This window comes from Kitasatospora sp. NPDC004240 (assembly GCF_053603215.1).
On record NZ_JBSGFD010000119.1, the window covers coordinates 1 to 26,897 of the forward strand.

The window sequence follows — 26,897 nt, forward strand, 5'->3', positions numbered from 1 at the left end:
GGCGGGGCCGCCGGGGCCGGGGCGGGGGCCGACGCGGGCCGGACGGGCGCGGCCCCCCAGCCACCGCCCGTACCGCCCTGGGCGCCCTGGCCACCGCCGAAGCCACCTGAGGCGCCGCCGCCCGCGGGGGCACCGGCCTGGCCCGGTGACTGGGTGCCGCCCGAGGGGTCGACGATGCACTCGACCCGCCAGTCCACGCCCAGCGCGTCCGTCAGGGCCTGCCGCAGCACGTCGTCGCTGTTGCTGCTGACGAAGCTGTCACGGGCGCCCGCGTTGACGAACGACACCTGCAGCACGCTGCCGTCGAACCCGGCCACCTGGCCGTTCTGGCTCAGCAGGATCCAGGTGAACCGGCGGCGGTTCTTCACCGCCTCCAGGATCTGCGGCCACAGCTGCCGCACCTGCGCCGCGCCCTGCTGCGCGGTGGCGGACGGCTGCTGGCCGGCCGCCGCGGGCTGGGGCTGCGCCACGGGCTGCTGCTGGACCGGGGCCGGCGGCTGGACGGGGGCCTGGGCCGGGGGCTGCTGCGCGGCCGCCGGGGCGGCCGGAGCGCCGCCGGGCGGCGGGAAGCTGCGGGCGATCGGCCACGCCCCGGGCGCGGGGCCGGCCGGGGCCGGGGGGGCCGCCGGGGGCTGCTGCACGGGTGCGGGGGCCTGCTGCACGGGTGCCTGGGCCGGGGTGGGGGCGTACGCGGGCTGGGTCACCGGAGCCGGCTGGGCCACCGGGACCGACGGCTCCATCACCGGCACGGACGCCATCGGGGCCGCCGGCATCACCCCGACCGGGGCCGCCGCGAACCCGCCGGCCGCCGCCCGGCGCTCCAGCTTGTCCAGCCGCGCCTGCAGCGACAGCTCGTCGCTGTACGCGCCCGGCAGCATCACCCGGGCGCAGATCAGCTCCAGCTGGAGCCGCGGGGCGGCGTTCCCCCGCATCTCGGTCAGCCCAGTGTTGACGATGTCCGCCGCCCGGCTCAGCTCGGCCGCCCCGAAGGCGTCCGCCTGGGCCTGCATCACCGCGACCCGGTCGGCGGGGGCGTCGATCAGCCCCTTCTCCCCGGCGTCCGGCACGGTCGCCAGGATCACCAGGTCGCGCAGCCGCTCCAGCAGGTCCGTCACGAACCGGCGCGGGTCGTGCCCGCCCTCGACCACCCGGTCGATCACCTGGAACACCGTCGCGCCGTCCTGCGCGGCGAAGGCGTCCACCACCTCGTCCAGCAGCGCCGAGTCCGTGTACCCGAGCAGCGCGGTGGCCATCTGGTACGTCACCCCGGCCTCGCCGGCGCCCGCGAGCAGCTGGTCCATCACCGACATCGAGTCCCGGACGGAGCCCGCGCCGGCCCGCACCACCAGCGGGAACACGGAGTCCTCGACCTGGATGGCCTCCCGGCCGCAGACCTCCGCCAGGTAGTCCCGCAGCGTGCCGGGCGGCACCAGCCGGAACGGGTAGTGGTGCGTACGGGAGCGGATCGTCCCGATGACCTTCTCGGGCTCGGTGGTCGCGAAGATGAACTTGAGGTGCTCCGGCGGCTCCTCCACCACCTTGAGCAGCGCGTTGAAGCCGGCCGAGGTCACCATGTGCGCCTCGTCCAGGATGAAGATCTTGTACCGGCTGTGCACCGGCGCGAAGAACGCCCGCTCGCGCAGCTCGCGCGCGTCGTCCACACCACCGTGCGAGGCGGCGTCGATCTCGATCACGTCGATCGACCCGGGCCCGCCCGTCGCGAGGTCACGGCAGGACTGGCATTCACCGCAGGGCGTCGGGGTCGGCCCCTGCTCGCAGTTCAGACAGCGGGCCAGGATGCGCGCGCTCGTCGTCTTGCCGCAGCCGCGCGGGCCGCTGAACAGGTACGCGTGGTTGACCCGGTTGTTGCGCAGGGCCTGCTGGAGCGGAGCGGTCACGTGCTCCTGCCCGATGACCTCCGCGAAGGTCTCGGGGCGGTAGCGGCGGTACAGGGCTAGGGACACACCCCCGACGATATCGGGACGCACCGACAAACGCGGCGCCCCTCACCCCGGCCCACGCCCTCCGGGAACGCAAAGACCCCCCGCGCACCCGCCAGAGCCCTCCTACCCTTGCTGCCTTCCGGCCCTGGGGGGGTTCAGAGAGATAACGCCACACGAGGGGCTGGTCCCCACAGTACCCGATCCCCGCCCTCCACCTCCACCACCTCCATCCGCAGGTCACCCCCCTCCCCCGCCTGCGAGATACGTGGTCGCGACCACCCCTGAACATGTACTAAGCTCTCCCACGGAGGATTCGCCTAGAGGCCTAGGGCGCACGCTTGGAAAGCGTGTTGGGATAAAACCCTCACGAGTTCGAATCTCGTATCCTCCGCCGGCAGAAGGCCCGGACCGCACCACGCGGCCCGGGCCTTCGTCGTTCCCGGGGTTGCCCTGTTCAGCCGCCCACGGCGGCCGCCAGAACTCCGAGGCAGAGCAGCATGCATCCGGCGAAGGCCGCGCCGGCCATGAAGACGGCGTTGTACCGGTCCGTGCCAGAGCTTCGCTTCAGCATGAAGGCCAGCAGGGCGACGATCACGGACGTCAGCGCGGCTATGAGCAGCCACGACACTCGTGCCACGGCGGGCAGGCTACTCACGGGCGGATTCCTTCGCCGAGTTCCGGGTTGAGATCGATGGGGCCCGCGACGGACCCGTAAGCGCTCGGGGCTGCGCCACCCATCAGGAGCGTGGCGAGTTCGACGCGCGCGGATTCGGCCGCGACCGCCACCTGGTGATGGGCGGCGATCTGGTCGTCGAGGGCACACAGGAGCTGCCCGATGCGGTGTTGCACCTCGTACGGTGGCAACAGAACCGGGAGCTGCTTCATCGCGCTGGTCTTGATCGAATCGACGGTCGCCATCGCCGCCCGGTCCTTGATCCATGCCTGGACCCGCGGATGGGACAGGTAGGCGAGAACGAAGCGCGGGTCCACGCCGGACCTGAAGTCGTGCAGTCGAAGCAGATTGCCGCTGTAGAGGCAGCCGGCCTCCGCCGCTCCGACCAACGCCACCGGTCCGACCGTCCCGGTGCGGGCGCAGAGGATGTCGCCCTCACCCACCCGGAAGCGTTCAAGCTTCCGGGCATCGCGCGCCGAGATCCTGCTCTCCCAGCCGCCGTGGATTCGCCGGCCGCGCAGGTGCTTGGGAAGCAGGACCCGAACGCTGCCGCCCTCGGAGTACATCTTCGGGTTCAGCAAGGAGGGCGAAGGGCCTGGCCGCACCTGGCACAGATCCTCCAGGAGGGCGTTTCGCCACTGGCTCGAGGAGGGATCCGAGGTCTGGACGGACATGGCCTGGTCCCACAGCCACCGGGTCTGCGCATCAAGCGATCCCGCCTCCTCTCCGGCCTCGTCGAGCTTCCGACGGGAGGCTCCCACCTCCGAAAGCGTCGCCGCTCGGAATGTTCCGACGCTGATGTAGTCGACAGGACTGAGGGAATGACGCCGTTCCTTGATCTCCTCCACGGAGACGGACCGTCCGATCGCCCACGCCTCATCGGGCAACGAGGCCCCCTCATGCAGCGACCGATAGATCCGCCCGACGAGTCGCACGTCATCGGCGCTCAGCTCACGGCGGGTCCGGGACACCATCCTTCCCAGCTCGCGCGCGTTGATGAAGTGCACCTCGGCGCGCTCGGACGGCGCCGTCAGGAGCCAGATACAGGCCGAGACCGCGGTACCCGTGAAGAGCTGCGGTGGGAGTGCGAGGACGCATTCGACGACCCCGTCCTCGACCATGGCCTGCCGGATGGCGCGTTCCCGCGGCTGGTCGGACACGGCGGCGTTGTCGGCCATGATCACCGCGGCTCGGCCGCCGGGCCTGAGCGTGGACAGGACGTACTGGAGCCAGGCGAAGTTGTCGTTGGACGGAGGCGGGGGCCCGTACCGCCAGGTCCGGGATTCGCTCCGGCCTGTTTCGGCGTTGAACGGCGGGTTGGTCAGGACGAAGTCCGCCCAAGGCTCTCGCTGCACCCCATCGGCGAGCCACGGGGCTTTGTCCCTGACGTCCACCCGCGGCACGACGCCGTGGAGCAAGAGGCTCATGGCGGTCCTGCGCAGTACGGTCTCGTCCGGCGCCCCCATCGATACGGTCAGCGCCGCGGCGTCCCCGCCGGCGGCCACCATGGCCGCCAGCAGTTCCCCTCCCCTCGGGTACGGATCGCTGATCCGGCCCGACACCCCCGCCGTCGCGATCAACTCGCCCAGCAGGGCCGCCACCGCCTTGGGCGTGAAGGCGTCCTGACTGGCCATGGCCACGGCGTTGGCGTAGGCGTCGAGGAGATCCCGGAATGCCTCCCGGTCCAGTCGGACCACCAGAGCCAACAGCTGTGACGCATCCGCGCCGGGTTCGGGCTCCAGCTCCTGCGGCACAGACCTCGAGGTCAGCCCCGCACCACACTTCTTCAGTAGCCGATCCGCACGTTCTCCCACCTCCCTGAGAAAGGCCTTGGGACTCACCGGCGGGCGAGCCTCGACCAGCTTCTCCAAGGCCCTCCAGTCGTCGCTCGCCCCCCACCTCAGAAAGGTCAGGCACATGAGCACAGGAAGGTAGGTCGCCGGAGATCGCGCGCCCCACGCTCGCACCATCGAGCGGTTCAACAGCTCGGCCAGCGCCTGCTGGGACCGCGACCGCTCGCGACCGGCAGCGGGGACGGGAGCGGCCAGCTGAGCGGACTGGCCGGACGCGGACGCCCCTTCGTACTGCCCCAGCGAGGCCCGGACCCTGTCGCCATAGGTGATCCCCGCGGGCTCCGCCGCACCTCGTGCCGGGCTCGGCACCGGCCGGGTGTCGAGCCACCGCACGATGTCGGCGAGTCGGAATACCCCCCTCCGGTCCACCTGCAGCTCCTGCGGGAAACCCGCATGACGATGCTGCCAGTTCGTGACCGCGGATGGCCGAACACCGGCCATGTCCGCGATCTCGGCTCGGGAAACGAGCCGCCCACCCCAGCTCCACTCACTCATCGTGGCCGCCTTCTCCGCCCTCGATCGGATGTGATGACGAGGCGAACGTAGATGGCAGACAGCTCGCGGGGCAATTGCGCACTGACGTGCGCACTGATGTCTTCTCTCGGATGAGCGCAGCCGGGATTCGCGCTCACAGTCGGCCATAGGTAATGAGCTGCACGTTCATCGAGGACAGGCGCCACGCGACGACAAACTGGCCGATCCTGGAACCTCATTGTGAACTTCACAAATGAAGGCGTCATCGCCGTCGGCGGCGCCCCGGGAGGGAGCCCGGGCGCCGGCACGCCTGAAAGCGCCGCGAGAGTCGACACTTTCCGCGACATCCATTGACTTCGGAACGTATTCCGAAGCAACGTGGCTCCATGTCCAATCCCACCGTGTCGTTCTCCGACCTGTCGAAGAACTCCAAGCGCGTCGCGGACACCGTCGAGAAAGCGCAGCGCGTTCACGTCACACGCCGCGACGGCGAGGACCTGTACCTGACCACCGAGCGGCATGACCGCCAGCGCGAGGAGACCGCCGACGTCACCGCGAGGCTGTTCGCCGCGCTGATCACCAGCGACGAAGGGGCCCGTGCCGTACTTCTCGCGCTCCCCGAAGTCTTCCCGTGGACTCGGCACCTGTCGGCCGGCGAGGTTCGAGAGTTCGTCGTCGACCTCGTCGATGCCACTCGTGACGCAGTGGAGCTGGACGTCCACTCCAACCTTCACCGCGTGATCGTCGAGTGGCGCGCCACCGCCCGGATCCTGGCCGACCCGGAGCTCGCCGCACAGCTCACCCAGCCGCTTTCCGATGAGGACCACGGCGAGGTGCCCGCTCCGTGAGCCCCAAGCGCGACGACGTCCCAGCGCGCGGCCCGGGCCTTCGGCGTTCCCGGGACGCGCCGCCCAAGGTCCCGTCCCGCTCCTCGGGTGGGGCGGGACGGGGGTTCCCCGGGGGCGCTTCCCGGGGGTTCGCGGGGGTGGTCAGCCGTTGGGGGTGGGCATCTGCTTGATCTGGTCGACGATCGCGCGGGTCGTGACGGCCCGGGTGGTCACGACCGTGCCGGGCTTGATCAGGCCCTCGCCGGAGCTGCCCTCGACCTGGACCGTGCGCTCGCCGAGGAACGCCAGGATCGCGCTGTCGAAGATCCATTCGGTCCGCTGGCCGGAGGTCTCGTCCAGGTGGGCGACCGCCACCCCGTGCCGGCCCGCGGCGTCCACCGCGTCGTCCACCGTGACCACGCCGGGGATCTTCGCCGCGGCCTTGTAGAGCGCGGCAGCGAGGCCGGCCGGCGGGTAGCTCTCGCCCAGCAGGTCGCCGATGGTGGTGAACGCCTCCTGGTCGGGGGTGCGGCCCATTCCCGCGGTCTCCGTGTAGATCTTCCGCAGCAGGACGTCGGGGTCGGTGGGCAGCGAGGCGAGGTAGTCGTACGTGGGCGCGTTGAGGGTCGCGGTCCTCGCCTGCCCCGTCTCGGTGGGCCCGGCCAGGGTGATGCCCTCGGGACCGGTGGTGCCGGGCTCGATCAGCCAGCCCTTGGTGCCGTCCGGGGAGTGCCAGGTCTGGCGCAGGTGCAGCTCGTCGCTGACCAGGGAGCTCCTGCCGTTCACGGTCCGTACGTTCGTGCCGGCCGACTTGGTGGCGATGTAGACGAACTGGCCCTCGCGCACCGGCGACGAGGCGGGGGCGGCCGCGGCCCGGTAGCGCCGGTTGCCGCGGCAGTGGTTGCGGGCGAGGTTGGTGGCGACGCCCAGCAGCCAGGGCCGGAGCGAACCCCCCCTCGGGGGTAACCGTGCCGCGCAGCCGCCAGGCCTCCATGAAGGCCGCCGACATGACGTCCTCGGCGACGGACCAGTCGCCGGTCAGCCGGAAGGCGTGGTTGTAGACGGTGCGGGCGTAGCGGTCGAACAGCTCCGCGAAGGCGTCGGGGTCCCCGGACCGCACCCGGGCTCGCATCTCTGTGGTCACTCCTGTCGTCTGTCCGGCGCCGGGGGGCGGGTTCCCGTGACGCGCGCCACAGTCAACCGCCTCGTGACGGGCCCGGGCGAGGCCGGTATGGGAGCGGTATAGGAGCGGGCGGCACGGTGGCGGTGCTGATAGATCGGCATCCCCCTGGCCGCACCCTCCACCGAAGGACGCCCATGACCGACTCCGTGGCGCTGTGGTTCCGCACGTACCACACGACTCCGGCCCCGCGCCTGCGGCTGGTCTGCTTCCCGCACGCCGGCGGGGCGCCGACCGCCTACTGGTCCTGGGGCCGTGAGCTGCCCGATGACATCGAGGTGCTGTCGGCCTGCTACCCGGGCCGGCAGGACCGCCTCGGCGACCCCTACGCGACCTCCGTCCACGCGATGGCGGACGAGATCGCCGCCGCGCTGGCCGTGCTGGCCGCCGACGGCGTGCCGCTGGCCCTGTTCGGCCACAGCATGGGTTCGGTGGTCGCGCACGAGGTGACGCTGCGGCTCGGCGCCGAGCACGGTGTGCGCCCGGTGCGGCTGTTCGTCTCGGGTTCCGAGGCCCCGCACCGCCGCGAGCGCGAGGAGTCGGCGGCCGCGGACGACGCGGACTTCCTCGCCGAACTGCGGCAGCTCGGGCACGACTCGCTGACCGACATGGACCCGGGTCTGCTGGAGCTGGTGCTCCCCAGCATCCGGGCCGACTACCGGCTGTCGGCCGCCTACCGGCCCGATCCGGCCGCCGGGCGCCACCGGGTGCCGGTGGTCGCCTACGTGGGCGCCGGGGACGCCGAGTGCGAGCCCGAGAACGTCGCCGCCTGGTCGGACACCACGAGTGCCGGCTTCGAGCTGCGGATCTTCTCCGGCGACCACTTCTACCTGCAGGCCCAGGAGAAGCAGCTGCTGGCGCACATCGCCGGCCACCTGCGGTCCGACCTGCGGCTGCGTCAGGTGCTCGGCGCGGGCCGCGCCTGAACCCCGGCCCCACGCCACCGTCCACCCCTGACCGAGAGGAGGCCGCCTTGATGGCCGATCACCTGGTGACCCGACTGGAGCGGCACGGCCGCGAAACCCCCGACCGCCCCGCCCTGGTCTTCGTCGAGGCCGCCTCCGACGGCTGGGCGGAGCAGCCGCTGAGCTTCGGCGAGCTCGACCGGAAGGCCCGCGCGGTCGCCTCCTGGCTGCGCGAGCGCTGCGCCGTCGGCGACCGCGTGATGCTGCTGTACGGCGCCGGGCCGGAGTTCGTGACCGTGCTGGCGGGCTGCCTGTACGCGGGCGTGGTGGCCGTCCCGGCGCCGCAGCCCAGCACCCAGCGCGGCCACAGCTCCCGCTCGGACGGCATCGTGCGGGACGCCGACATCCGCCTGGTGCTGACCGACTCGGCCAACCACGGGACCGCCGCCGGGATGCTGGAGCAGGCCGGTCTCACGGAGCTGCCCTGCGTGGCCACCGACCGGCTGGAGCTCGCGCCCGCCCCCGACTGGCGGGTGCCGCCGACCGCCGACGACGACCTGGTGTTCATCCAGTACACCTCGGGCTCGACCAGCGCGCCCAAGGGCGTGATGGTCACCCAGCGCTCGCTGCGCCACAACATCGGCCTGATCGTGCGGGCGTTCGAGCTGGAGCGCGACAGCCGCGGGGCCTGCTGGCTGCCCCAGCACCACGACATGGGCCTGATCGGCGCCCTGATCGCACCGCTGTACGTCGGCGCCCTCGGCTACCAGCTGGCGCCGATGGCGTTCCTGCGCCGCCCGCACATGTGGCTGGAGCTGATCGGCAGCCGTCGGGCCACCCACACGGTCGCCCCGAACTTCGCGTACGACCTGTGCGCCCGCCGGGTGACCGACGCCCAGCTGGCCGGGCTGGACCTGAGCGGCCTGGTCAGCGCGGGCAACGGCGCGGAGCCGGTCAGCGCCGCCACCCTGCGGCGGTTCGCCGAGCGGTTCGCCCCGGCGGGCTTCCGGCTCGACCAGTTCAACCCCTGCTACGGCATGGCGGAGACCACCCTGCTGGTGTCCGGAACGCCGCGCGGCGAGACGCCGGCGATGACCGTCGTCGACGCCGGGGCGCTCGCCGCCAACGAGCTGCGCCCGGTCGCCCCGGGCACCGAGGGCCCGCTGCTGGTGAGCAGCGGAGCCGTCCACGACCTCGACGTGCGGATCGTCGACCCGGCCGCCCTCACCACCGTGCCGGAGGGCGGGATCGGGGAGATCTGGGTGCGCGGCGACAGCGTGGCCGCCGGCTACTGGCGCAACCCCGGGGAGACCGGGCGGACCTTCCGCGCGGTCACCGCCGAGGGCGAGGCGGGCTTCCTGCGCACCGGCGACACCGGCGCCCTGCACGAGGGCCGGCTGTACGTCACCGGGCGGATCAAGGAGGTCCTGATCGTCAACGGGCGCAACCTGTACCCGCACGACATCGAGCGCGAGCTCGCCTCGCTGGACGAGGCGCTCGACGGGCTCAGCGGCAGCGTCTGCACGGTGCCGGTGGACGGCGAGCAGATCGTGGCGATGCACGAGGTCCGCCGCCGCCCCGGCTCCCCCGAGGAGCTGGCCGAGTTCGCCCGGCGGCTGCGCGGCCGGCTCGCCGAGCGGGTCGGCGTGCGGATCCCCAACCTGGTGCTGCTGCGGCCCGGCCAGGTCCGCAAGACCACCAGCGGCAAGGTGCAGCGCTCGCTGATGCGCGAGCTCTTCATGTCCGGTGCGCTGGAGCCCGTCGTCGAGGAGCTCGACCCGGCCGCCGCCGCCCGCTACCGCACCCCGGCCGGTGCCCGATGACCCACCCGGCCCACCGGACCGCCGAGCGGCTGGACCGCGGCCTCGGCGACCCCGAGGACGACGGACGGCTGTTCTCCTACGCCCGCTGCGGCGCCCTGGACGACCGGGAGGAGTTCCCGGTCGAGATCTGCCGCGAGCTGGACCTGCTGGGCCTGCCCCGGCACTACGTGCCGGCCGAGTACGGCGGGGTGCTGGAGAGCTACGAGCAGGTGCTGCAGCTGATGCGCGCGGTCGCCCGCCGGGACCTCACGGTCGCCATCGCCCACGGCAAGACCTTCCTGGGCGCGGTGTCGGTCTGGGTCGGCGGCAGCCGCGAGCAGGCCGAACGGCTGGCCGCCCGGGTGCTGGACGGGACCGTGGTCTCCTGGGGCCTGACCGAGCGCGACCACGGCAGCGACCTGCTGGCCGGCGAGGTCGTCGCCGTGCCGACCGGGGACGGCTACCGGGTGAGCGGCGAGAAGTGGCTCATCAACAACGCCAACCGCGGCCGGCTGGTCTGCCTGCTGGCCCGCACCGGGGAGGCCGGTGACGCCCGCGGCTTCAGCCTGCTGCTGATCGACAAGGCCGCCGTCGCGCAGCCCGGGTACCGGCCGCTGCCGGCCGTGAAGCTGCACGGCATCCGCGGCGCCGACATCAGCGGGGTGGCCTTCACCGATGCCCGGGTGCCGGCCGACGGGCTGGTCGGCGGCGAGGGCGAGGGCGCCGAGATCGTCCTCAAGAGCCTCCAGCTGACCCGGACCATGTGCGCCGCGCTGTCGCTCGGCGCCGCGGACAACGCGCTCGCGCTGACCACCGACTACGCGCTGGGCCGGCAGGCGTACGGCCGGCGGCTCGCCGAACTCCCGCAGACCCGGCGGCTGCTGGCGCAGTCGTACGCGGACGTGCTGCTCGCCGAGGCGCTCACCATGGTGGCCGCCCGCAGCATCCACGCGCTGACCGGCGAGCTGGCCGTCTCCTCGGCCGTCACCAAGTACCTGGTGCCCACCCTGGTCGACCAGGTGATCGACCGGCTCGGCACGGTGCTCGGCTCGCGCTCGCTGCTGGTCGGCGAGACCTATCAGCACGGCCGCTTCCAGAAGGTCCAGCGCGACCACCGGATCGTCTCCATCTTCGACGGCAACTCGCTCGTCAACCTGCACGCGCTGATCAACCACTTCCCGCTGCTGGCCCGCCAGTTGCGCAAGGGGACGGTGGACGGGGCCGGGCTGGCCGCCGCCACCGACCTGGCCGCCCCGCTGCCGCCCTTCGCCCGCGAGCGGCTCAGTCTGCTGCCGCGCGGCGGCTCCAGCGTGCTGCAGGCACTGCCCGCCGCGGTGGCCGAACTCGGCCGGCTGGCCGCCCTGGGCGGCGTCCCGGCCTCGCTCGGCCGGAGGGCCGAGGCGGTGCTGGCCGCGGTCGACGGCCTGGCGGTCGAACTGGCCGCCCACCGGCCGACCCCGGTCGAGGCGCCCCGCGCCGCCTTCGACCTGGCCGAGCGCTACACCCTGCTGTACGCGGCCGCGGCCGCCGTCCAGCTGTGGCTGCGCAACCACGGGGCGCCCGGGCACGGCCACGGCCTGTGGGCCGACGGGCTGTGGCTGGAGGCCGCGCTGGCCCGGGTGCTGACCCGGCTCGGCCACGGCCCGCGGCGGCCGGTGGCCGGCGACGACCTGCTGGAGCGCCTGGTGCCCTTCCTGGAGGAGCAGCAGCGCACCGGCGCCCTCCCGTCCCTGCTGTACTACCCCCTGGTGAAGGGCCGCCGATGACCACCACCGCCACCACCCCCGACTGCTACACCGACATCGGCAACCCGGCGCCGCTGGAGGCCCTGTTCGGTGACCCCGAGTACCGGGACAACCCGCTGGGCTTCGCCGCCTTCGTGGCCGCCGACGAGCGCGGCGACCTGCTCCCGGCCGGCGAGCGGGTCCTGGACGCCTACGGGCTGGGCGCCGAGTTCGTGCCGCGCCGGCTCGGCGGCAGGCTCGACCGGGCCGACCGGCTGGCCCGGGTGCTGCGCCCGCTGTTCCGCCGCGACGCGGCGCTCGGCCTCGGCCACGGCGCCAGCAACCTGGTCGGCGCGGTCAACGTCTGGGCCCAGGGCGGCGAGCAGCAGCAGCGCTGGCTGGCGGACGTCCTGTGCCGCAACGGCCGGGTCGCCGCCGCGTACACCGACATGTCCACCGGCAACGACGTCACCAACACCGCCTTCCGCGGCACCGTGCGCCAGGACCGGCTGGTGCTCGACGGCCGCAAGGAGATCATCAACAACCTGGCCCGCGCCGAGGCCGTCACCGTGCTGGCCCGCACCAGCCCGGAGCCCGGCAGCCGCAGCCACTCGATGGTGCTGGTCGACATGGCGACCGTGCCGCGCGACCGGCTGCGTTTCCTGCCGCGCTACCGCACCGTCGGCGTGCGCGCGATGTACCTGGGCGGGCTGGAGTTCGACGACTGCCCGGTGCCGGTGACCGCGGTGGCCGGCGAGGTCGGCGCGGCCATGGAGACCATCCTGCGGTCCTTCCAGGTCACCCGGGCGGTGCTGCCCGCCGCCGCGCTCGGCGCGGTGGACCAGCAGCTGCGCACGGTGACCGGCTTCGCGGTGGGCCGGCACCTGTACCACCGCACGGTGGCCGACCTGCCGCACGCCCGCTCGGTGCTCACCGACGCCTTCCTGGACCTCCTGGCGGCCGACGCCTTCGCCACCACGGTCTGCCGGGCGCTGCACCTGCTGCCCGGGCAGACCAGCGTGTACGCGGCGGCCGTGAAGTACCTGGTGCCGCTGCTCTACAAGGACACCGTCGACGCCCTGGGCCAGGTGCTGGGCGCCCGCTCGTTCCTGCGCGAGGGGCCGCACGCCGTGTTCCAGAAGCACGCCCGGGACCTCCCGGTCGCCTCGCTGGTGCACGCCGGCGGCACGGTCTGCCAGGCCACGATCATCCCGCAGCTGCCCCGGCTGGCCCGGGCCGCCTGGCTGGTCGGCGAGCCCGCGCCGGCCGCCGTCCACCACCTGGCCGGTGACCTGCCCGAGCTGGACTTCGACCGGCTGAGCACCACCGCCGGACGGCACGACCCGCTGATGGCCGGCCTGGTCGACGCGGCCGCCCGGGTGCGCGACGAACCGGTCCTGGGCCGGCTGGCCGCCCAGCTGGTGGAGGAGCTGACCGCGCTGAAGCGGGCCTGCCAGGAGCTCGCCCCCCGGGACCGCACCCCGCTGGCCGGGCCGGTCAGCTTCGAGCTCACCCACCGCTACGCGGTGCTGCTGGCCGCCGCCTGCTGCCTGGGCGTGTGGCTGCACAACCCGGACCATCCGGGCGGGTTCGCGCACCGGCCCGACTGGGTGATCGCCGCGCTGGCCCGGCTCACCGCCCGGCTCGGCTGCCCACCGGTGCCCGGGGCGGAGGCCGTCCGTCCGGCGGTCTTCACCGAGCTGATGGACCGCTACGAGAACGGCGCCGGCTTCGACCTGATCGGCCGCCACCTCGCCTGAGCGTCCCGCGGCCCCGGCCGCGGCACGCGCCCAGTGACAGGAAGAGAGCATGGGAAAGTTTGTACGGGTCGAGGCGGCCGGGCCGGTGGCGACCGTCCGGCTGCTGCGCCCGACCATCAGCGGCGCCGACCCGGCGCTGCCCGCGGAGCTGGCCGAGGCCGCCGAGCGGGTCGGCGCGGACCCGGCCGTCCGGGCCGTGATCCTCACCGGCGGCCGGCGGGTCTTCGGCTCCGGCGCGGACATCGCGGCGATGGCCGGACGCACCCCCGCCGAGGTGGACGCGTACACCGCCCGGCTGCACACCGGGTTCGACGCGATCGCCGCGATCCCCAAGCCGGTGGTGGCCGCGATCGCCGGCTTCGCCCTGGGCGGCGGGCTGGAACTCGCGCTCTGCGCGGACTTCCGGGTGGCCGGGGCCGGGGCCGTGCTCGGCCTGCCGGAGATCGGTCTCGGGATCATCCCCGGCACCGGCGGCACCCAGCGGCTGCCCCGGCTGGTCGGCCCGGCGCGCGCCAAGCACCTGATCATGACCGGACGGCAGCTGGACGCGGCCGAGGCGCTGCGGATCGGCCTGGTCGACGAGGTCGCCCCGGACGACGGGGTGCACGCCTGCGCCCGGCGGCTGGCCGAGCGGTTCGCCGACGGGCCGACGGCCGCCCTGGCCGCCGCCAAGCGGGCCGTCGACGAGGGCCTCGGCCGGCCGCTGGCCGAGGGCCTGGACCTCGAACGGCACCGGTTCGCCGCCCTGTTCGCCACCGCCGACCAGCGGGAGGGCCTGCGGGCGCACCTGGCCGGGGAACCCCCGCGGTTCGCCGGCCGCTGACCCGCCCACCCCACCGCGACGAAGGACGACGATGACCAGCCCGTACCCCCTCTCCCACGCGCAACAGGCGCTCTGGTTCCTCCACCGACTGGCGCCGGACGCCGCGGTCTACAACACCGGCGTGGCCCTGACCGTCCGCTCCGCCGTCGACCTGCCCGCCCTGCGGCGGGCGGTCGAGGCCACCGCCGAGCGGCACGACATGCTCCGCTCGCTCTTCGCCGAGCACGACGGCGGGCCCGCCCGTACGATCACCGCCCGGCACCCGCTGGGGCTGGAGGTGCGCGAGCTGCCGGGCCTGAGCGACGAGCGGCTCGCCGCCGCCGTCCGCGACGCGCTGCGCGAGCCGTTCCGGCTGGAGCGCGACGGCGCGTTCCGCTTCGTCCTGCTGCGCCGCGGCGCCGAGGACGCCGTCCTGCTGATGGCCGGGCACCACATCGGCACCGACGCCACCTCCAACTGGCTGGTCCTGCGCGACCTGCTGCAGAGCTACCGGCGGCTGGTCGACGGCCTGGAGCCCGATCTCGCCGCGCTCCCGGCGGGCTACGACGACTACGCGGCCCGCGAGCGCGAGCTGCTCGGCTCGCCGCGCGGCGCCCGGATGGAGCAGTACTGGCACGGGTTCTGCGCCGGGGCGGCCCCGGCCGAGATCCCCACCGACCGCCCCCGTCCGGCGAGTTCGAGCCACACCGGCGACACCTTCCACCTGGATCTGAGCGGCCCGCGGGTGGCCGGACTGCGCGAGCTGGCGCGGGCCGACGGGGTCTCGCTGTTCTCCCTCCTGCTCGGGATCCTCCAGGGACTGCTGCACCGCTACACCCGGCAGAACGCGTTCCTGGTCGGCGTACCGACCACCACCCGGCTGAGCCCGGCGACCCGCGAGGTGGTCGGGAACTTCATCAACACCCTGCTGTTCCGGGCCGACCTGGCGCCCGGGGCGAGCTTCCGCGACGCCGCCCGGGCCGTCGAGGAGCAGGTCAGGGCGGGCCTCGGCCGGGTCGGGTACCCGTTCGAGCTGCTCACCCGGACGGTCGACCGGCCGCGGGCCGGCGCGGGCTCCCCGCTCTGCCGGATCACCTTCAACATGATCGGCACCTCCAGCCCCGACCCGCTGCTGCGGCTGCTCCTGGACGCCGCCGACGGCGCACCGGCCGAGTTCGCCGGACTGCGCATCGCTCCGTTCGAACTCCCGCAGGCGGAAGGACAGTTGGACCTCGCGGTGAACGTCCGGCAGAGCGTCGACTCGCTGGCCGTCGACTTCCGCTACGACGTCGACCTGTTCGACGCGGCCACGATCGAGCGCCTCGCCGGCTACTTCGTCCGGGCCGTCGACGCGGCCCTGGCCGACCCGGACGCCGCCGTCGCACGACTGGCCCTGGTCGACCCGGCCGCGACGACCCTGATGTTCGGCCTCGCCACCGGCCCGGGAGGGCGGCGCGTTGGCTGAGATCGTCCACCGCACCCTGCGGGTGGCCGGCCGGCGGATGCACGTCGCCGAGGCCGGGGAGGGGCCGCTGATCGTGCTGGTGCACGGGTTCCCCGAGCTCTGGTACTCCTGGCGCCACCAGCTCACCGGACTGGCCGAGGCCGGCTACCGGGCGGTGGCCCCCGACATGCGCGGCTACGGCCTCAGCGAGTGCCCCGCCGAGGCCGACCAGTACACCATCCACCACCTGGTCGGCGACGTCGTCGCGCTGATCGGCGCGCTCGGCGCGGACCGGGCGGTGGTGGCCGGACACGACTGGGGCTCCCAGGTCGCCTGGCACACCGCGCTGATGCGCCCGGACCTGGTCCGCGGCGTGGCCGGGATGAGCATCCCGTACCGGCCCCGGCCCGGCCTGCCGCCGCTGCCCGCGATGCGGCGCGCCATGGGCGAGCGCTTCTACATGCTGTACTTCCAGGAACCCGGCCGGGCCGAGCGGGAGCTGAGCCGCGACACGCCCGCCGCGCTGCGCCGGCTGCTGGCGGGCACCGGCGGCGGCGCGGCGCCCTTCGACCCGGTCGTCCCGGAGGGCGGCGGCTTCCTCGACCTGTACCCGGAGCCCGACCGGCTGCCCGACTGGCTGACCGAGGAGGACCTCGCCGTCTACGCCGGGGCGCTGGGCGCCACCGGCTTCACCGGCGGCCTCAACTGGTACCGGAACCTGCACCGCAACTGGGAGCTGACGGCCCCGCTCAACAAGGCCGCGATCCAGGTCCCGGTGCTCTACCTGGCCGGGACGGACGACTTCGTCATCCGCGGCCAGGACCCCGCCCGGCTGGAGGAGGAACTGCGGCGCTGGGCGCCCCGGCTGCACCGCAGCGTGCTGCTGCCCGGCTGCGGCCACTGGACCCAGCAGGAGCGGCCGGCCGAAGTGACCGCCGCCCTGGCCGAGTTCGCCGCCTCCCTGGACTGACCCCGACCCACGAATCACCCCTGTCCCACCGTTTCCACGTTCCCGAGGAGTTACCACCATGACCACGTCCGTCGAGCCGACCCACGACCTGGCCGAGCTGCGCACCTGGCTCACCGAGCGGGTGGCGTTCTACCTGGAGATCCCCGCCGAGCAGATCCGGCCGGACGTCAAGCTGGTCGAGTACGGCCTGGAGTCCGTCTACGCGCTGGCCCTGTGCGGCGACGCCGAGGACGAGTTCGAGATCGAGCTGGAGCCCACCCTGGCCTGGGACTACCCCAGCATCGAGGCCCTCTCCGGCCTGCTCGCGGAGAAGCTCGCCGAGAAGAACAGCTGACCCCGAGCCCCGGAGAGGAGAGAGACATGCGTGCCGCCATCACCCGCGGGGGCGCCCTCGTCGTCGAGGAGGTCCCCGACCCGGTGCCGCAGGCCGGACAGGTCCTGGTCCGCACCCTGGCCTGCGGGATCTGCGGCTCGGACCTGCACGCCCTCGACGACCCCGAGGCGTTCGGCGACGTCATGCGCCGCACCGGCGGGACCACGCACGACATCCGCGAGGGACTCGTGCTCGGCCACGAGTTCGCCGCGGAGATCGTCGACTACGGCCCGGGCACCGTCCGGGCCCTGCCGACCGGCACCGTGGTGTGCGGACCGCCGATCGGCTTCGGACCGCAGGGCAGCGGGATCGTCGGCTACACGCCGGCCTTCCCCGGCGGCTTCGGCGAGTACATGATCCTCTCCGAGGCCTTCACCATGCCGGTGCCCAACGGGCTCGACCCGGGGACGGCCGCGCTCACCGAGCCGTTCTCGATCGCCGCCCGCGCCGTACGACGCTCCGAGGCCGCCCCCGGCTCGGTCGCCGTGGTGATCGGCCTGGGCCCGGTGGGCCTCGGCATCGTCGCGGTGCTCAAGGCCAGGGGCCTGGGCCCGGTCGTCGCGGTGGACTTCTCACCGCGCCGCCGGGCCCTGGCCGAGCGCCTCGGGGCGGACATCCTGATCGACCCGGCCGTCGAGTCCCCGTACGGCCGCTGGGCCTCGCTCGGGATCATCCCCGGGATGATGGACCGGATGGCCGCCGAGTACCGGGGCGTGCGCGCCAAGGACGCCGTCATCTTCGAGTGCGTCGGCACGCCCGGCATGCTCGCCCGGGTCGTGGACGGCGCACCGGCCGGCGCCAGGATCGTCCTGGTCGGCGTCTGCCTGCGCCCGGACACCTTCGACCCCGGGGTGGCCGTCGGCAAGGAGCTGGACATCCGCGGCTCCTTCGGCGGCAGCCCGGCCGAGTACCGCCGGACCCTGCGCGACATCGCCGAGGGCCGGATCGACGCCGGCGCCGTGATCACCGGCGTGACCGGCCTGGACGGACTGACCGCGGCGATCGCGGAACTCGGCGAGCCGGAGCGGCACGCGAAGATCATCGTCGATCCTTCGCTGGACCGGCCCGGCCTCTGACCCTGCCAACCACGCGTGGAGGACCAATGCCCGTCGACACGTCAGAACAGTCCTCGGCGGTGGGCCTGCTGGAACGCCCCGAACCGGCCGACCCCGCCCCGCCGTCCACCTACCGCCGACTCCTCGACCTGTTCCACCGGGGCGACGTCGCCTACCGGCTGATGGACCACCCTCCGGAGGGACGGACCACGCTCGCCAGCGAGCTGCGGGGCCACCGGCTCTCCGCCGCCGCCAAGTGCATGGTCGTCACCGTCACCAAGGGCGGCCGGCCGGCCCGCCACGTCCTGGCCGTGATCCCCGGCGACCGCCGCGTCGACCTCAAGCGGGTCGCCCGGGTGGCCGGCGGCGGCAAGGCACGGTTCGCCGACCAGGACGGCGCCGAGCTGCTCGGCGCCACGGTGAGCGGGACGATCACCCCGTTCTCGTTCCACCCGGACCTCGAGGTCCTCGCCGACCCGGCCCTGTTCGACGAGCCGGAGCTGTACTTCAACGCGGCCCGGCTGGACCGGTCGGTCGCGATCCGGGCCGCCGACTACCGGCGGCTGGCCCGGCCCCAGGTCGTCCCGATCACCTGATCACCACAGAGCTCCACACAGGTGGCACCCCTTCTCCGAAAGGGGTGCCACCTTCCCCTTTTCCCGGAAACAGGCGCGACATGACACTCCTTCGGCCCGCCGATTACGGTTGGCGCATGACAACCGGCACAGCCCCGCGGCGGCTGCTCACCCTCGCACTCGGCCGCGCGCCCTGGTCGGTGCGGGTCTGGCGGGACACCGTGTTCCTCTGCCTGGGCGTCCCCCTCCACCTCGCCTCCTTCTCGCTGGTGGCGGTGCCCTGGCTGCTGTTCGTCGAACCCGCGGACGGCTGGCTCTACTGGCCGCTGGAGATCACCCAGCTGATGCTGACCGTGGTCGGCCCGCTCGCCTTCCTGCTGCTCTCGGTCACCGCCCTCAACGAGGCGCAGCACCGCCGGTTCCGCTACCTGCTCGGCCGGTCGATCCCGCGCGCCGGCCACAGCACGATCCGGCTCAGCTGGCGCGGGGTCGCCACCTCGTTCCGCTCGCAGGCCGCCTGGCGACAGCTCGGCTACCACGTCGTGCTCGGACCGCTGCTCGGGCTCGCCGGGCTCGCCGTCCTGGTCGGCTGGGTCTGCGGCTTCGCCATGGCCACCGCCTACGGCTGGATCTGGGCGCTGCCCGGCCAGGGGTCGCGCGCCGCCGTGTTCACCGCCTCCGGCCTGCTGATCGTCCTCGTCGCGCCCTGGGCGACGGCGCTGGTGGTCGCCGTGGACGGCCACCTGGCCCGCCGGCTGCTCGGCCCCAGCCGGGCCGAGCGCCTCGCCGAGCGCGTCGACGACCTGACCGAGGGCCGCGACGGCATGGTCGCCGCCGCCGACGCCGAACGGCGCCGCATCGAGCGCGACCTGCACGACGGCACCCAGCAGCGCCTGGTCGCCCTGGCGATGAACCTCGGCCTGGCCCGGGCCACCCTGACCGACGCCGGTCCGCACGCCGAGGGCGTCATCGTCAAGGCCCACCAGGAGGCGCTGGAGGCCATCGCCGAGCTGAAGCACCTCGTCCGCGGCCTGCACCCGGCCGTCCTGGACGACCGCGGCCTGGACGCCGCGCTGTCCGGTGTCGCCGCCCGCGCCCCGCTGCCCGTCGACCTGGAGGTCGTGGTCGACCGCCGCCCCCCGACGGCCATCGAGTCCGTCGCCTACTTCGTGGTCGCCGAGGCCCTCAACAACGTCGCCAAGCACGCCTGCGCCGACCGCGCCGCCGTCCGGGTCGACCGCGTCGAGGACCGGCTGCGCATCGTCGTCACCGACGACGGCGTCGGCGGCGCCGACCAGGACCGGGGCACCGGCATCGCCGGCCTGAGCCGTCGCGCCCGCTCGGTGGACGGCACCTTCCAGATCACCAGCCCCGTCGGGGGCCCGACCACCATCACCGTGGAGCTGCCGTGCGTGTCGTGATCGCCGAGGACTCCGTCCTCCTACGAGTGGGCCTGATCAACGTCCTGGAGACGATGGGCTTCGAGGTCGCCGCCGCCGTCGGCGACGCCGAGGAACTGCTCGTCGCCGTCGAGAAGCACCAGCCGGACATCGCCATCCTCGACGTCCGGATGCCGCCCTCGCACACCGACGAGGGCGTGCGCGCCGCGCTGGTGATCCGCCGCCGCTGGCCGGACATCGCCCTGCTGCTGCTCTCCCAGTACGTCGAGGAGCGCTACGCCGCGGACCTGGTCGCCGCCAACCCCAGCGGCATCGGCTACCTGCTGAAGGAACGCGTCGCCCACGTCCAGGAGTTCGTGGACGCGCTGCGCAAGGTCGCCGCCGGCGGCACCGCGCTCGACCCCGAGGTGGTCTCCCAGCTGCTGCTGCGCCGCAGGAGCGGGCCGCTCGACCGGCTGACCGAGCGGGAGCGCGAGGTGCTCGCGCTGATGGCCGAGGGCCAGTCCAACTCCTCGATCGCCTCCGCGCTGGTGATCAGCGACAGCGCCGTCGGCAAGCACATCAACAGCATCCTCACCAAGCTCGACCTGCCCCGGGAGGACGCCGGCGGCCACCGCCGGGTCCTCGCCGTACTGCGCTTCCTGGAAGGCCGCTGACCCCCCGACCATCCGGCCCGAGGGCCCCGCGGTGGATGACCGCGGGGCCCTCGGTGTCCCGTCAGCGGACGCCGGCCACCACCCGCTGGGCGCGGGCCCGCAGCTCATCGAGCACGTCCTCGGCGTCCGGCCCGGCACCGCCGGCCACCAGGGCGGTCACCGTGTGGCTGTCGAAGCCCGCCGCCAGCAGCCCCCGCCAGCCCTCCGGCGTGGCCTGCACATGGGTCACGCGCTGCGCGTCCACCAGGGCGACCAGCGCCGCCGGCTCCGCGGCCTGCGCCTCGGACGCCAGCACCACCCGGGCGCCGCCGGTGAGCGGCAGGTGCAGCTCCGCCGCCGCCGCGACACCGGCCCCCGGAGCGGCCGCCAGCCAGGCGCCGCGCCGGATCCCGCCGAGCTCGGCCCGGACCTTCTCCAGCAGCCGGCTCAGCTCGCGGTGGTCGACCGGCTCGCCGTCCAGCAGGCAGGCCACCCCCTCGGGCGGGACGGCGACCGGCAGCGCCCCGGACGGCCGGGCGGCGATCCCCGCCGCCTCCGCGTCCAGCCGCAGCACCCCGCCGGTGAAGCCCCCGGCCACCGCCCGATCGGTGATCAGGAAGGTGACCCGCGGGTCGACCGGCCCCGCCTCGGCGGCCGGGTCGATCAGCAGGTACGCGGCGCCGGCGCGCCACACGCCCTGGAGCACCGGGACCAGCTCGGCCCCGCGGGCCAGCGCGACCCCGACCACCGCGCCCGGACCGACCGCCAGGGCGGTCAGGTGGTGCGCGATCCGGTTGGCCCGCTCGTCCACCTCGCGGTAGCTCAGCCTGCGCCCGTCCGCGACCACGGCCACCGCCTTCGGCGTACGGGCGGCCTGCTCGGCGATCAGCCCGACCAGCAGCGGCTGCTCCACCTCGGCCACCGCCGCGGGCGCCGTGGGGGCCGGCAGGTGACCGGCGGTCGCGTCCCCGTCCGGGTCGGCGGCCATCGACTCCAGCACCAGCCGGTACATCGCGACCAGCCGCTCCAGCTGCGCACGGCCGAGCGCTCCGGCCCCGGTGGTGAGCCCGATCCGGCCGCCGGTGGCGATCACGGTCAGGGCGAACTCGTTGGAGCCGTCGTTCATCGAGGCCCGGACGTCCACCGCGGCACGGTCGACCTGGTGGAAGTCGAGGAACTCGAACATCACGCTCAGCGCCGCCCGGCCCTGCCCGGCCGCCCGCTGGATGGCGGGCAGCGGGTAGCGGCGGTGCGACCAGAGCTCGGTCTCCGTCGCGTACGTCCGCTCGACCAGTTCGCGCCAGGTCCCCGTGCCCCGGACCGCCGGGAACGGCAGCGTGTTGAGGTGCATGCCCAGCACCCGCTCCGCGCCCGGCGCCTCCAGCCGGCCGTGGTAGACCACGCCCGTGTGGAAGGCCGGGGACGTGCTCAGCGAGCCCATCACCGTGAGGTGCGCCGCCAGCAGCACCGTCTTGAGCGAGGTGTTCGCCCCGGTGGCCAGCGCCCGCAGCCCCTCCTCCAGGTCCGCGTACTCGACGTCGAGCAGCTGCGACCCGGCGCCGCGGTCCCGCCAGGTGGCGGGCAGCTCCAGCGGGCTGTGCCGGTCGACGACGTCCTGCCAGAAGGCCTGGTCGGCCGGGTCGGACAGGGCGGCCAGCTCGGCGGCCACGTAGTCCGCGTACCGGACCGCGGGGGCCTCGTGGGCGGCCGGCTCCCCGCCGTCGCGCAGCGTCCGGTAGGTGTCGAGCAGCTCCATCAGCAGCGAGTTGAGCGTCCAGCCGTCGGTGACGGCGTGGATGTGGCTCGCGGTGACCCGCCAGGCCTCGTCCGACTCGACGTGCACGGCGATCCGCAGCAGCGGCGCGGCCGTCAGCTCGAACCCGCGGGCCCGCTCCTCGGCCACGTAGCCGCGCGCCCGTTCGGCCCGCTCGTCCTCGGTCAGGCCGCGCACGTCGTGCACGGTGAGCGGGACCTCGGCGGCGGCGTGCACCAGCTGGAGCGGTCGGCCGAACCCGGTCAGGTGCACCGAGGTGCGCAGCAGCTCGTGGCGGTCCGCCAGCAGCTCCAGGGCCTGCCGCAGCGCCCGTTCGGCGAACGGCCGGGTGTCCGGGATCCGGAAGGAGTTGATGTGGTGGTAGGCCGCTGCGCCCTCGCCCGCCATCAGCTCGACCAGCATGCCGGTCTGGATCTGCGAGAGCGGGTAGGCGTCGACCACACCGGCCGGCAGGGCCGCGCGGTCCTCCGCGCCGATCAGGGCGAACGGCTCGACGGCGGTCACCAGCGACCGGCCGTCGCCGCCGGGCAGCGCCGCGGCCAGGGCGGCGATCGTCCGCTGCTCGAACACGTCCCGGATGGTCACGTCGTGGCCGGCCTCGCGCATCGCGCCGACCAGGCGGACGGCCCGGATCGAATCGCCGCCGAGGTCGAAGAAGCTCTCCTCGACGCCCACCCGCGGCAGGCCCAGCACCTCGGCCCAGACCGCCGCCAGCGCGGCCTCCCGCTCGGTGCGCGGCTCGACGTGGTGCTCGCCCACGACGCTCACCGCCTGCTCCGGCGCGGGCAGCGCCCGGCGGTTCACCTTGCCGTTGGTGGTCAGCGGGATCCGCTCCAGGGTCACGAACGCCGCCGGGACCATGTAGCCGGGCAGCACCGCCGCCAGGTCCGAGCGCACCGCCGCCAGGTCGGGGGCGTCGGAGCCGGCCGGCACCAGGTAGGCGACCAGCGACTTCTCGCCGGCCTCGTTCCGGTGCACGATCACGGCCGCCTCGTCGACCAGCGGGTGCTCGCGCAGCCGGGCCTCGATCTCGCCCAGCTCGATGCGGAAGCCGCGGACCTTCACCTGGCCGTCGATCCGGCCCAGCGACTCGTAGCGGCCGTCGGGCAGACGCCAGGCGAGGTCGCCGGTGCGGTACAGGCGCGAGCCCGCCGGGCCGTACGGGTCCGGCACGAAGCGCTCGGCGGTCAGCCCGGGGCGGTTCAGGTAGCCGCGGGCCACGCCCGGGCCGCCCACGTGGATCTCGCCCGGGACGCCGTCCGGCACCCGGTGCCCGTGGGCGTCCAGCAGGTGGATCACGGTGTCGGCGACCGGCAGACCGATCGGGGACGCCGTCCGGGGCAGGTCCGCCTCCGTCACCCGGTGGTAGATCGAGTGCACGGTGGTCTCGGTCGGCCCGTAGATGTTGATCAGGGCCGGCGAGTCCACGCCGAACTTCGCCGTCCACGCGGCCAGTTGCGACATGTCCAGCCGCTCACCGCCGAACACGACGGCACGCAGGGCCAGCCGGTCGACGCGCGGGTCGCCCTCCTGCACCGGTCCGGTCAGCGAGCGGAACGCGGACGGGGTCTGGCAGAGCACCGTGACCCGCTCGGCCACCAGCAGCTCGACCAGCTCCTGCGGCGACCGGGCGACCATCGCGGGGACGACCACCAGGCGGCCGCCGTGCAGCAGCGGGGCCCAGATCTCCTTGACCGAGAAGTCGAAGGCGTAGGAGTGGAACAGCGCCCACACGTCGTCCGCGGCGAACGGGAAGTCCGCACGGGTCGCCGTGAACAGCCGCGTCACATGGGTGTGCGCGCTGCTGACGCCCTTGGGCAGTCCGGTCGAACCGGAGGTGTAGATGACGTACGCCAGGTTGTCCGGGCGCACGCCCGTGACCGGGGCGGTGGCCGGACGGGCCGCGATCTCGGCCCGGTCGGCGTCGACCAGGACCCGGGTGCCCGCGAACTCGACCGGCTCCAGGGCGGAGTGGGTCACCAGGATCGGCGACCCGGCGTCGGCCAGCATGTAGGCGAGACGGTCGGCCGGGTTGGCCGGGTCCAGCGGCAGGTACGCCGCGCCGGACTTCAGGATGCCGAGCAGGGCGGGGACCAGGTCCGGGCCGCGCTCCAGCGAGAGGCCGATCACCCGGTCCGGGCCGGCGCCCAGGGCGATCAGGTGGTGGGCGATGCGGTTGGCCCGCTCGTCCAGCTCCGCGTACGTCAGGCTCAGGTCACCGCTGGTCAGCGCGACCGCGTCCGGGGTACGGACGGCCTGGGCGGTGAACAGCTCGTGCAGGCAGCGGGTCTCCCACTGCTCGTCCGACAGCTCCTCCGACAGCTCGCCCGGCTGCCCGGCCTGCCGCTCCGCCGGTGCCCGGCGCACCGGGACGAGCCGGCGGTCGGCCTCGGCCAGCGGGACGGCCAGGGCGTCACCGTCGGCGTCGGCGGCCATCGCCTCCAGCACCAGGCGGTACATCGCGCCCAGCCGCTCCAGGTTCTCCCGGCTCATCGTCGAGGCCGCGGCCCCGAGGGAGATCTGGCCGACCCCCGCGATCGCCATCAGGCCGAACTCGTTGCGACCGTCGTCCAGAGCGCCGCCGGTGTCCACCGTGCCGGTGTCCACCTGGTGGAAGTCCTGGTGGTCGAAGAGCACGGTGAGCAGGTCCCGGGCGTTCCCGGCGGCCCGCTGGACGGCGGGCAGCGGGTAGCGGCGGTGCGACCAGATGGCCGTCTCCGTCGCGTACGTCCGCTCGACCAGCTCGCGCCAGGTGCGCGCGCCCCGAGTGGCCGGGAACGGCAGCGTGTTGAGGTGCATGCCCAGCACCCGGTCGGCACCCGGCGCCTCCAGACGGCCGTGGTAGACGACACCGGTGTGGAAGTCGGTCTCGGCGGTGAGCGAGCCCATCACCTTGAGGTGGGCGGAGAGCAGCACGCTCTTGAGCGAGGTCCTCGCCCCTGCCGCGAGCCTGCGCAGGCCCTCGTCCAGGTCGGCGAACGGCACGCGGACCGAGTGGCGGCTCTCCGAGTCCTCGGCACCGGCCCAGGTGGCCGGGATCCGCAGCGGGGTGTGGGCGTCGACGACGTCCTGCCAGAAGGCCTGCTCCTCGGTGCTCGCCAGAGCGGCCTCCTCGGCGGCGACGTAGTCCGCGTAACGGACGGCGGGCACCTCGTAGGCCGCCGGCTCCCGGCCGTCCCGCAGGGCCTGGTAGCAGCCGACCAGCTCCATCAGGAAGGAGTTGATCGTCCAGCCGTCGGTCACCGCGTGCAGGTGGCTGACCGTCAGGCGCCAGGCCTCGTCGGACTCGATGTGCACCGCCAGGTGCAGCAGCGGACCGTTCACCAGGTCGAACCCGGACGTCCGGGCCGCGGCGACGAACGCCCGGCCGTGGGCGTCCTGCTCGGCCGCGCTCATGCCGCGCAGGTCCTCGACGACGAACGGGATCTCGACGGTGGCGTGCACCAGTTGGAGCGGTCGGCTGTAGCCGGCCAGGTCGACCGAGGTCCGGAGGACCTCGTGCCGGCCCGCCACGATCGCGATCGCCTCGCGCATCGCCGCGGCCTCGAAGGGCTTCGGGTCGGGCAGACGGAAGGAGTTGATGTTGTGGTAGCTGTTGCCGCCGTCCGCCGCCAGCATCTCGACGAGCATGCCGGTCTGGATCTGCGAGAGCGGGTAGGCGTCGACCACCCCGGCCGGGAGGGCCTTGCGGTCGTCCTCACCGATCAGCTCGAACGGCCGGACGGCGGTGATCAGCGACTCGCCCGTGCTGTTGCCGGGGAGGGTGGTGGCCATGGCGGCGATGGTGCGCTGCTGGAAGACGTCACGGATGCTCACGTCGTGGCCGGCGGCCCGCATCGCCCCGACCAGGCGGACGGCACGGATGGAGTCGCCGCCCAGGTCGAAGAAGCTGTCCTCCACGCCCACCTGCGGCAGGCCCAGCACCTCGGCCCAGATGGCGGCCAGACGCTCCTCCAGCGGAGTGCGCGGCGCGGTGTAACGGGAGGCGGTGAAGGCCTCCAGGTCGGGGGCGGGCAGAGCACGCGTGTCGACCTTGCCGTTGGCGGTCAGCGGGATCGCGTCGATCGCCACGAAGGCGGCCGGGACCATGTACTCCGGCAGCTTCTCCGCGAGTTCCGCCCGCAGGGCGGCGGTGTCGACGGCGGTGCCGGCGACGAGGTAGCCGATCAGGGCCTTCTCGCCCGCCTGGTTCTCGCGGACGGTGACGACGGTGTCGGTGATCTGCGGGTGTTCGCGCAGGCGGGCCTCGATCTCGCCGAGTTCGATGCGGTAGCCGCGGATCTTGACCTGGTTGTCGATGCGGCCGAGGGTCTCCAGGGTGCCGTCGGGCAGGAACCGGGCCAGGTCGCCGGTGCGGTAGAGGCGGGTGCCAGCGGGGCCGTGCGGGTTGGGCAGGTACTTCTCGGCGGTCAGGTCGGGGCGGCCGTGGTAGCCGCGGGAGACACCGGTGCCGTCGATGTAGACCTCACCCGCGACACCGACCGGGACCGGCTGGAGGTCCTCGGTGAGGACGTACATGCCGGTGTTGGGGAAGGGCGCGCCGAGGGGGACGGCTTCGAGGGTGAGGGTGGTGTCGACGGGGCAGCCGGAGTTGCCGATGGTGATCTCGGTGGGGCCGTACTCGGTCGCCACCCGGGTGCCGTCGGGGCCGGCGAGGTCCTGCCAGCGGCGGGCGAGGGTGAGCGGGAAGTTGTCACCCGCGGCGATCACCACTCCGGCCAGGTCACG

General features: G+C 73.9%; 17 protein-coding genes, 1 tRNA gene, 1 other RNA gene and 1 pseudogene. 14 read left to right on the top strand and 6 right to left on the bottom strand.

The genetic code is table 11. The features are described 5' to 3' along the window. Positions 1-1,964: DNA polymerase III subunit gamma and tau (locus ACWEQL_RS27515; RefSeq protein WP_452153009.1), on the bottom strand; the 1,964-nt coding region annotated here is incomplete at its 3' end. A gap of 71 nt (positions 1,965-2,035) precedes the next feature. Beyond that, an RNA gene (gene ffs / locus ACWEQL_RS27520) (signal recognition particle sRNA small type) lies at positions 2,036-2,126 on the bottom strand. 123 nt (positions 2,127-2,249) lie between these two features. On the opposite strand from ffs, the gene ACWEQL_RS27525 reads away from it, so the two are divergent. Next, positions 2,250-2,334, top strand: a tRNA-Ser gene (locus ACWEQL_RS27525). 63 nt (positions 2,335-2,397) lie between these two features. On the opposite strand, the gene ACWEQL_RS27530 is transcribed toward ACWEQL_RS27525, so the two are convergent. Together ACWEQL_RS27530 and ACWEQL_RS27535 are read right to left on the bottom strand one after the other, a co-directional pair. After that, a complete protein-coding gene (locus ACWEQL_RS27530; protein WP_452153010.1) occupies positions 2,398-2,580 on the bottom strand; it encodes a hypothetical protein in 183 nt (60 codons plus the stop codon). Positions 2,581-2,594: 14 nt separating this feature from the next. Then, positions 2,595-4,964 carry an N-6 DNA methylase gene (locus ACWEQL_RS27535; protein ID WP_452153011.1) on the bottom strand — a complete coding sequence of 790 codons (2,370 nt, stop codon included), beginning with the start codon at positions 4,962-4,964 and terminating at the stop codon, positions 2,595-2,597. A gap of 365 nt (positions 4,965-5,329) precedes the next feature. On the opposite strand from ACWEQL_RS27535, the gene ACWEQL_RS27540 reads away from it, so the two are divergent. Continuing rightward, positions 5,330-5,791, top strand: coding sequence for a prevent-host-death family protein (locus ACWEQL_RS27540; protein WP_452153012.1), 462 nt, complete (start codon positions 5,330-5,332; stop codon positions 5,789-5,791). A gap of 141 nt (positions 5,792-5,932) precedes the next feature. Here ACWEQL_RS27540 and ACWEQL_RS27545 read toward each other — a convergent pair. Then, positions 5,933-6,914: pseudogene (locus tag ACWEQL_RS27545) on the bottom strand (CU044_5270 family protein). A gap of 173 nt (positions 6,915-7,087) precedes the next feature. On the opposite strand from ACWEQL_RS27545, the gene ACWEQL_RS27550 reads away from it, so the two are divergent. From ACWEQL_RS27550 to ACWEQL_RS27605, 12 genes are all read left to right on the top strand, one after another. Further along, positions 7,088-7,876, top strand: coding sequence for a thioesterase II family protein (locus tag ACWEQL_RS27550; RefSeq protein ID WP_452153013.1), 789 nt, complete (start codon positions 7,088-7,090; stop codon positions 7,874-7,876). Between the two features lie 50 nt (positions 7,877-7,926). Next, entirely contained in the window at positions 7,927-9,678 is a 1,752-nt protein-coding gene (locus ACWEQL_RS27555; protein WP_452153014.1) for a fatty acyl-AMP ligase, read from the top strand. Further along, positions 9,675-11,423, top strand: coding sequence for an acyl-CoA dehydrogenase family protein (locus ACWEQL_RS27560; protein ID WP_452153015.1), 1,749 nt, complete (start codon positions 9,675-9,677; stop codon positions 11,421-11,423). Before ACWEQL_RS27555 ends, ACWEQL_RS27560 begins: the two co-directional genes overlap by 4 nt. After that, positions 11,420-13,141 (top strand): acyl-CoA dehydrogenase, encoded by a 1,722-nt coding sequence (locus ACWEQL_RS27565; protein ID WP_452153016.1) that lies wholly within the window; start codon positions 11,420-11,422, stop codon positions 13,139-13,141. Before ACWEQL_RS27560 ends, ACWEQL_RS27565 begins: the two co-directional genes overlap by 4 nt. Positions 13,142-13,190: 49 nt before the next feature. Further along, positions 13,191-13,964 carry an enoyl-CoA hydratase/isomerase family protein gene (locus tag ACWEQL_RS27570; RefSeq protein WP_452153017.1) on the top strand — a complete coding sequence of 258 codons (774 nt, stop codon included), beginning with the start codon at positions 13,191-13,193 and terminating at the stop codon, positions 13,962-13,964. 31 nt (positions 13,965-13,995) lie between these two features. Next, positions 13,996-15,408, top strand: coding sequence for a condensation domain-containing protein (locus tag ACWEQL_RS27575; protein WP_452153018.1), 1,413 nt, complete (start codon positions 13,996-13,998; stop codon positions 15,406-15,408). Beyond that, positions 15,401-16,357, top strand: a complete 957-nt coding sequence (locus ACWEQL_RS27580; protein ID WP_452153019.1) for an alpha/beta fold hydrolase — start codon at positions 15,401-15,403, stop codon at positions 16,355-16,357. Before ACWEQL_RS27575 ends, ACWEQL_RS27580 begins: the two co-directional genes overlap by 8 nt. 58 nt (positions 16,358-16,415) lie before the next feature. Continuing rightward, entirely contained in the window at positions 16,416-16,691 is a 276-nt protein-coding gene (locus ACWEQL_RS27585; RefSeq protein ID WP_452153020.1) for an acyl carrier protein, read from the top strand. Positions 16,692-16,717: 26 nt separating this feature from the next. Beyond that, positions 16,718-17,806 (top strand): zinc-binding dehydrogenase, encoded by a 1,089-nt coding sequence (locus ACWEQL_RS27590; protein ID WP_452153021.1) that lies wholly within the window; start codon positions 16,718-16,720, stop codon positions 17,804-17,806. A 26-nt stretch (positions 17,807-17,832) separates the two neighbouring features. Beyond that, a complete protein-coding gene (locus tag ACWEQL_RS27595; protein ID WP_452153022.1) occupies positions 17,833-18,381 on the top strand; it encodes a YbaK/EbsC family protein in 549 nt (182 codons plus the stop codon). Between the two features lie 116 nt (positions 18,382-18,497). Then, complete coding sequence (locus ACWEQL_RS27600; RefSeq protein ID WP_452153023.1) at positions 18,498-19,781, top strand: histidine kinase; 1,284 nt, start codon at positions 18,498-18,500, stop codon at positions 19,779-19,781. Beyond that, positions 19,769-20,416: a response regulator gene (locus tag ACWEQL_RS27605; RefSeq protein WP_452153024.1), complete on the top strand. Its 648-nt coding sequence runs from the start codon at positions 19,769-19,771 to the stop codon at positions 20,414-20,416. The genes ACWEQL_RS27600 and ACWEQL_RS27605 overlap by 13 nt, the downstream gene beginning before the upstream one ends. Positions 20,417-20,477: 61 nt before the next feature. On the opposite strand, the gene ACWEQL_RS27610 is transcribed toward ACWEQL_RS27605, so the two are convergent. Then, entirely contained in the window at positions 20,478-26,882 is a 6,405-nt protein-coding gene (locus ACWEQL_RS27610) for an amino acid adenylation domain-containing protein (protein WP_452153025.1), read from the bottom strand. Positions 26,883-26,897 lie beyond the last annotated feature (15 nt).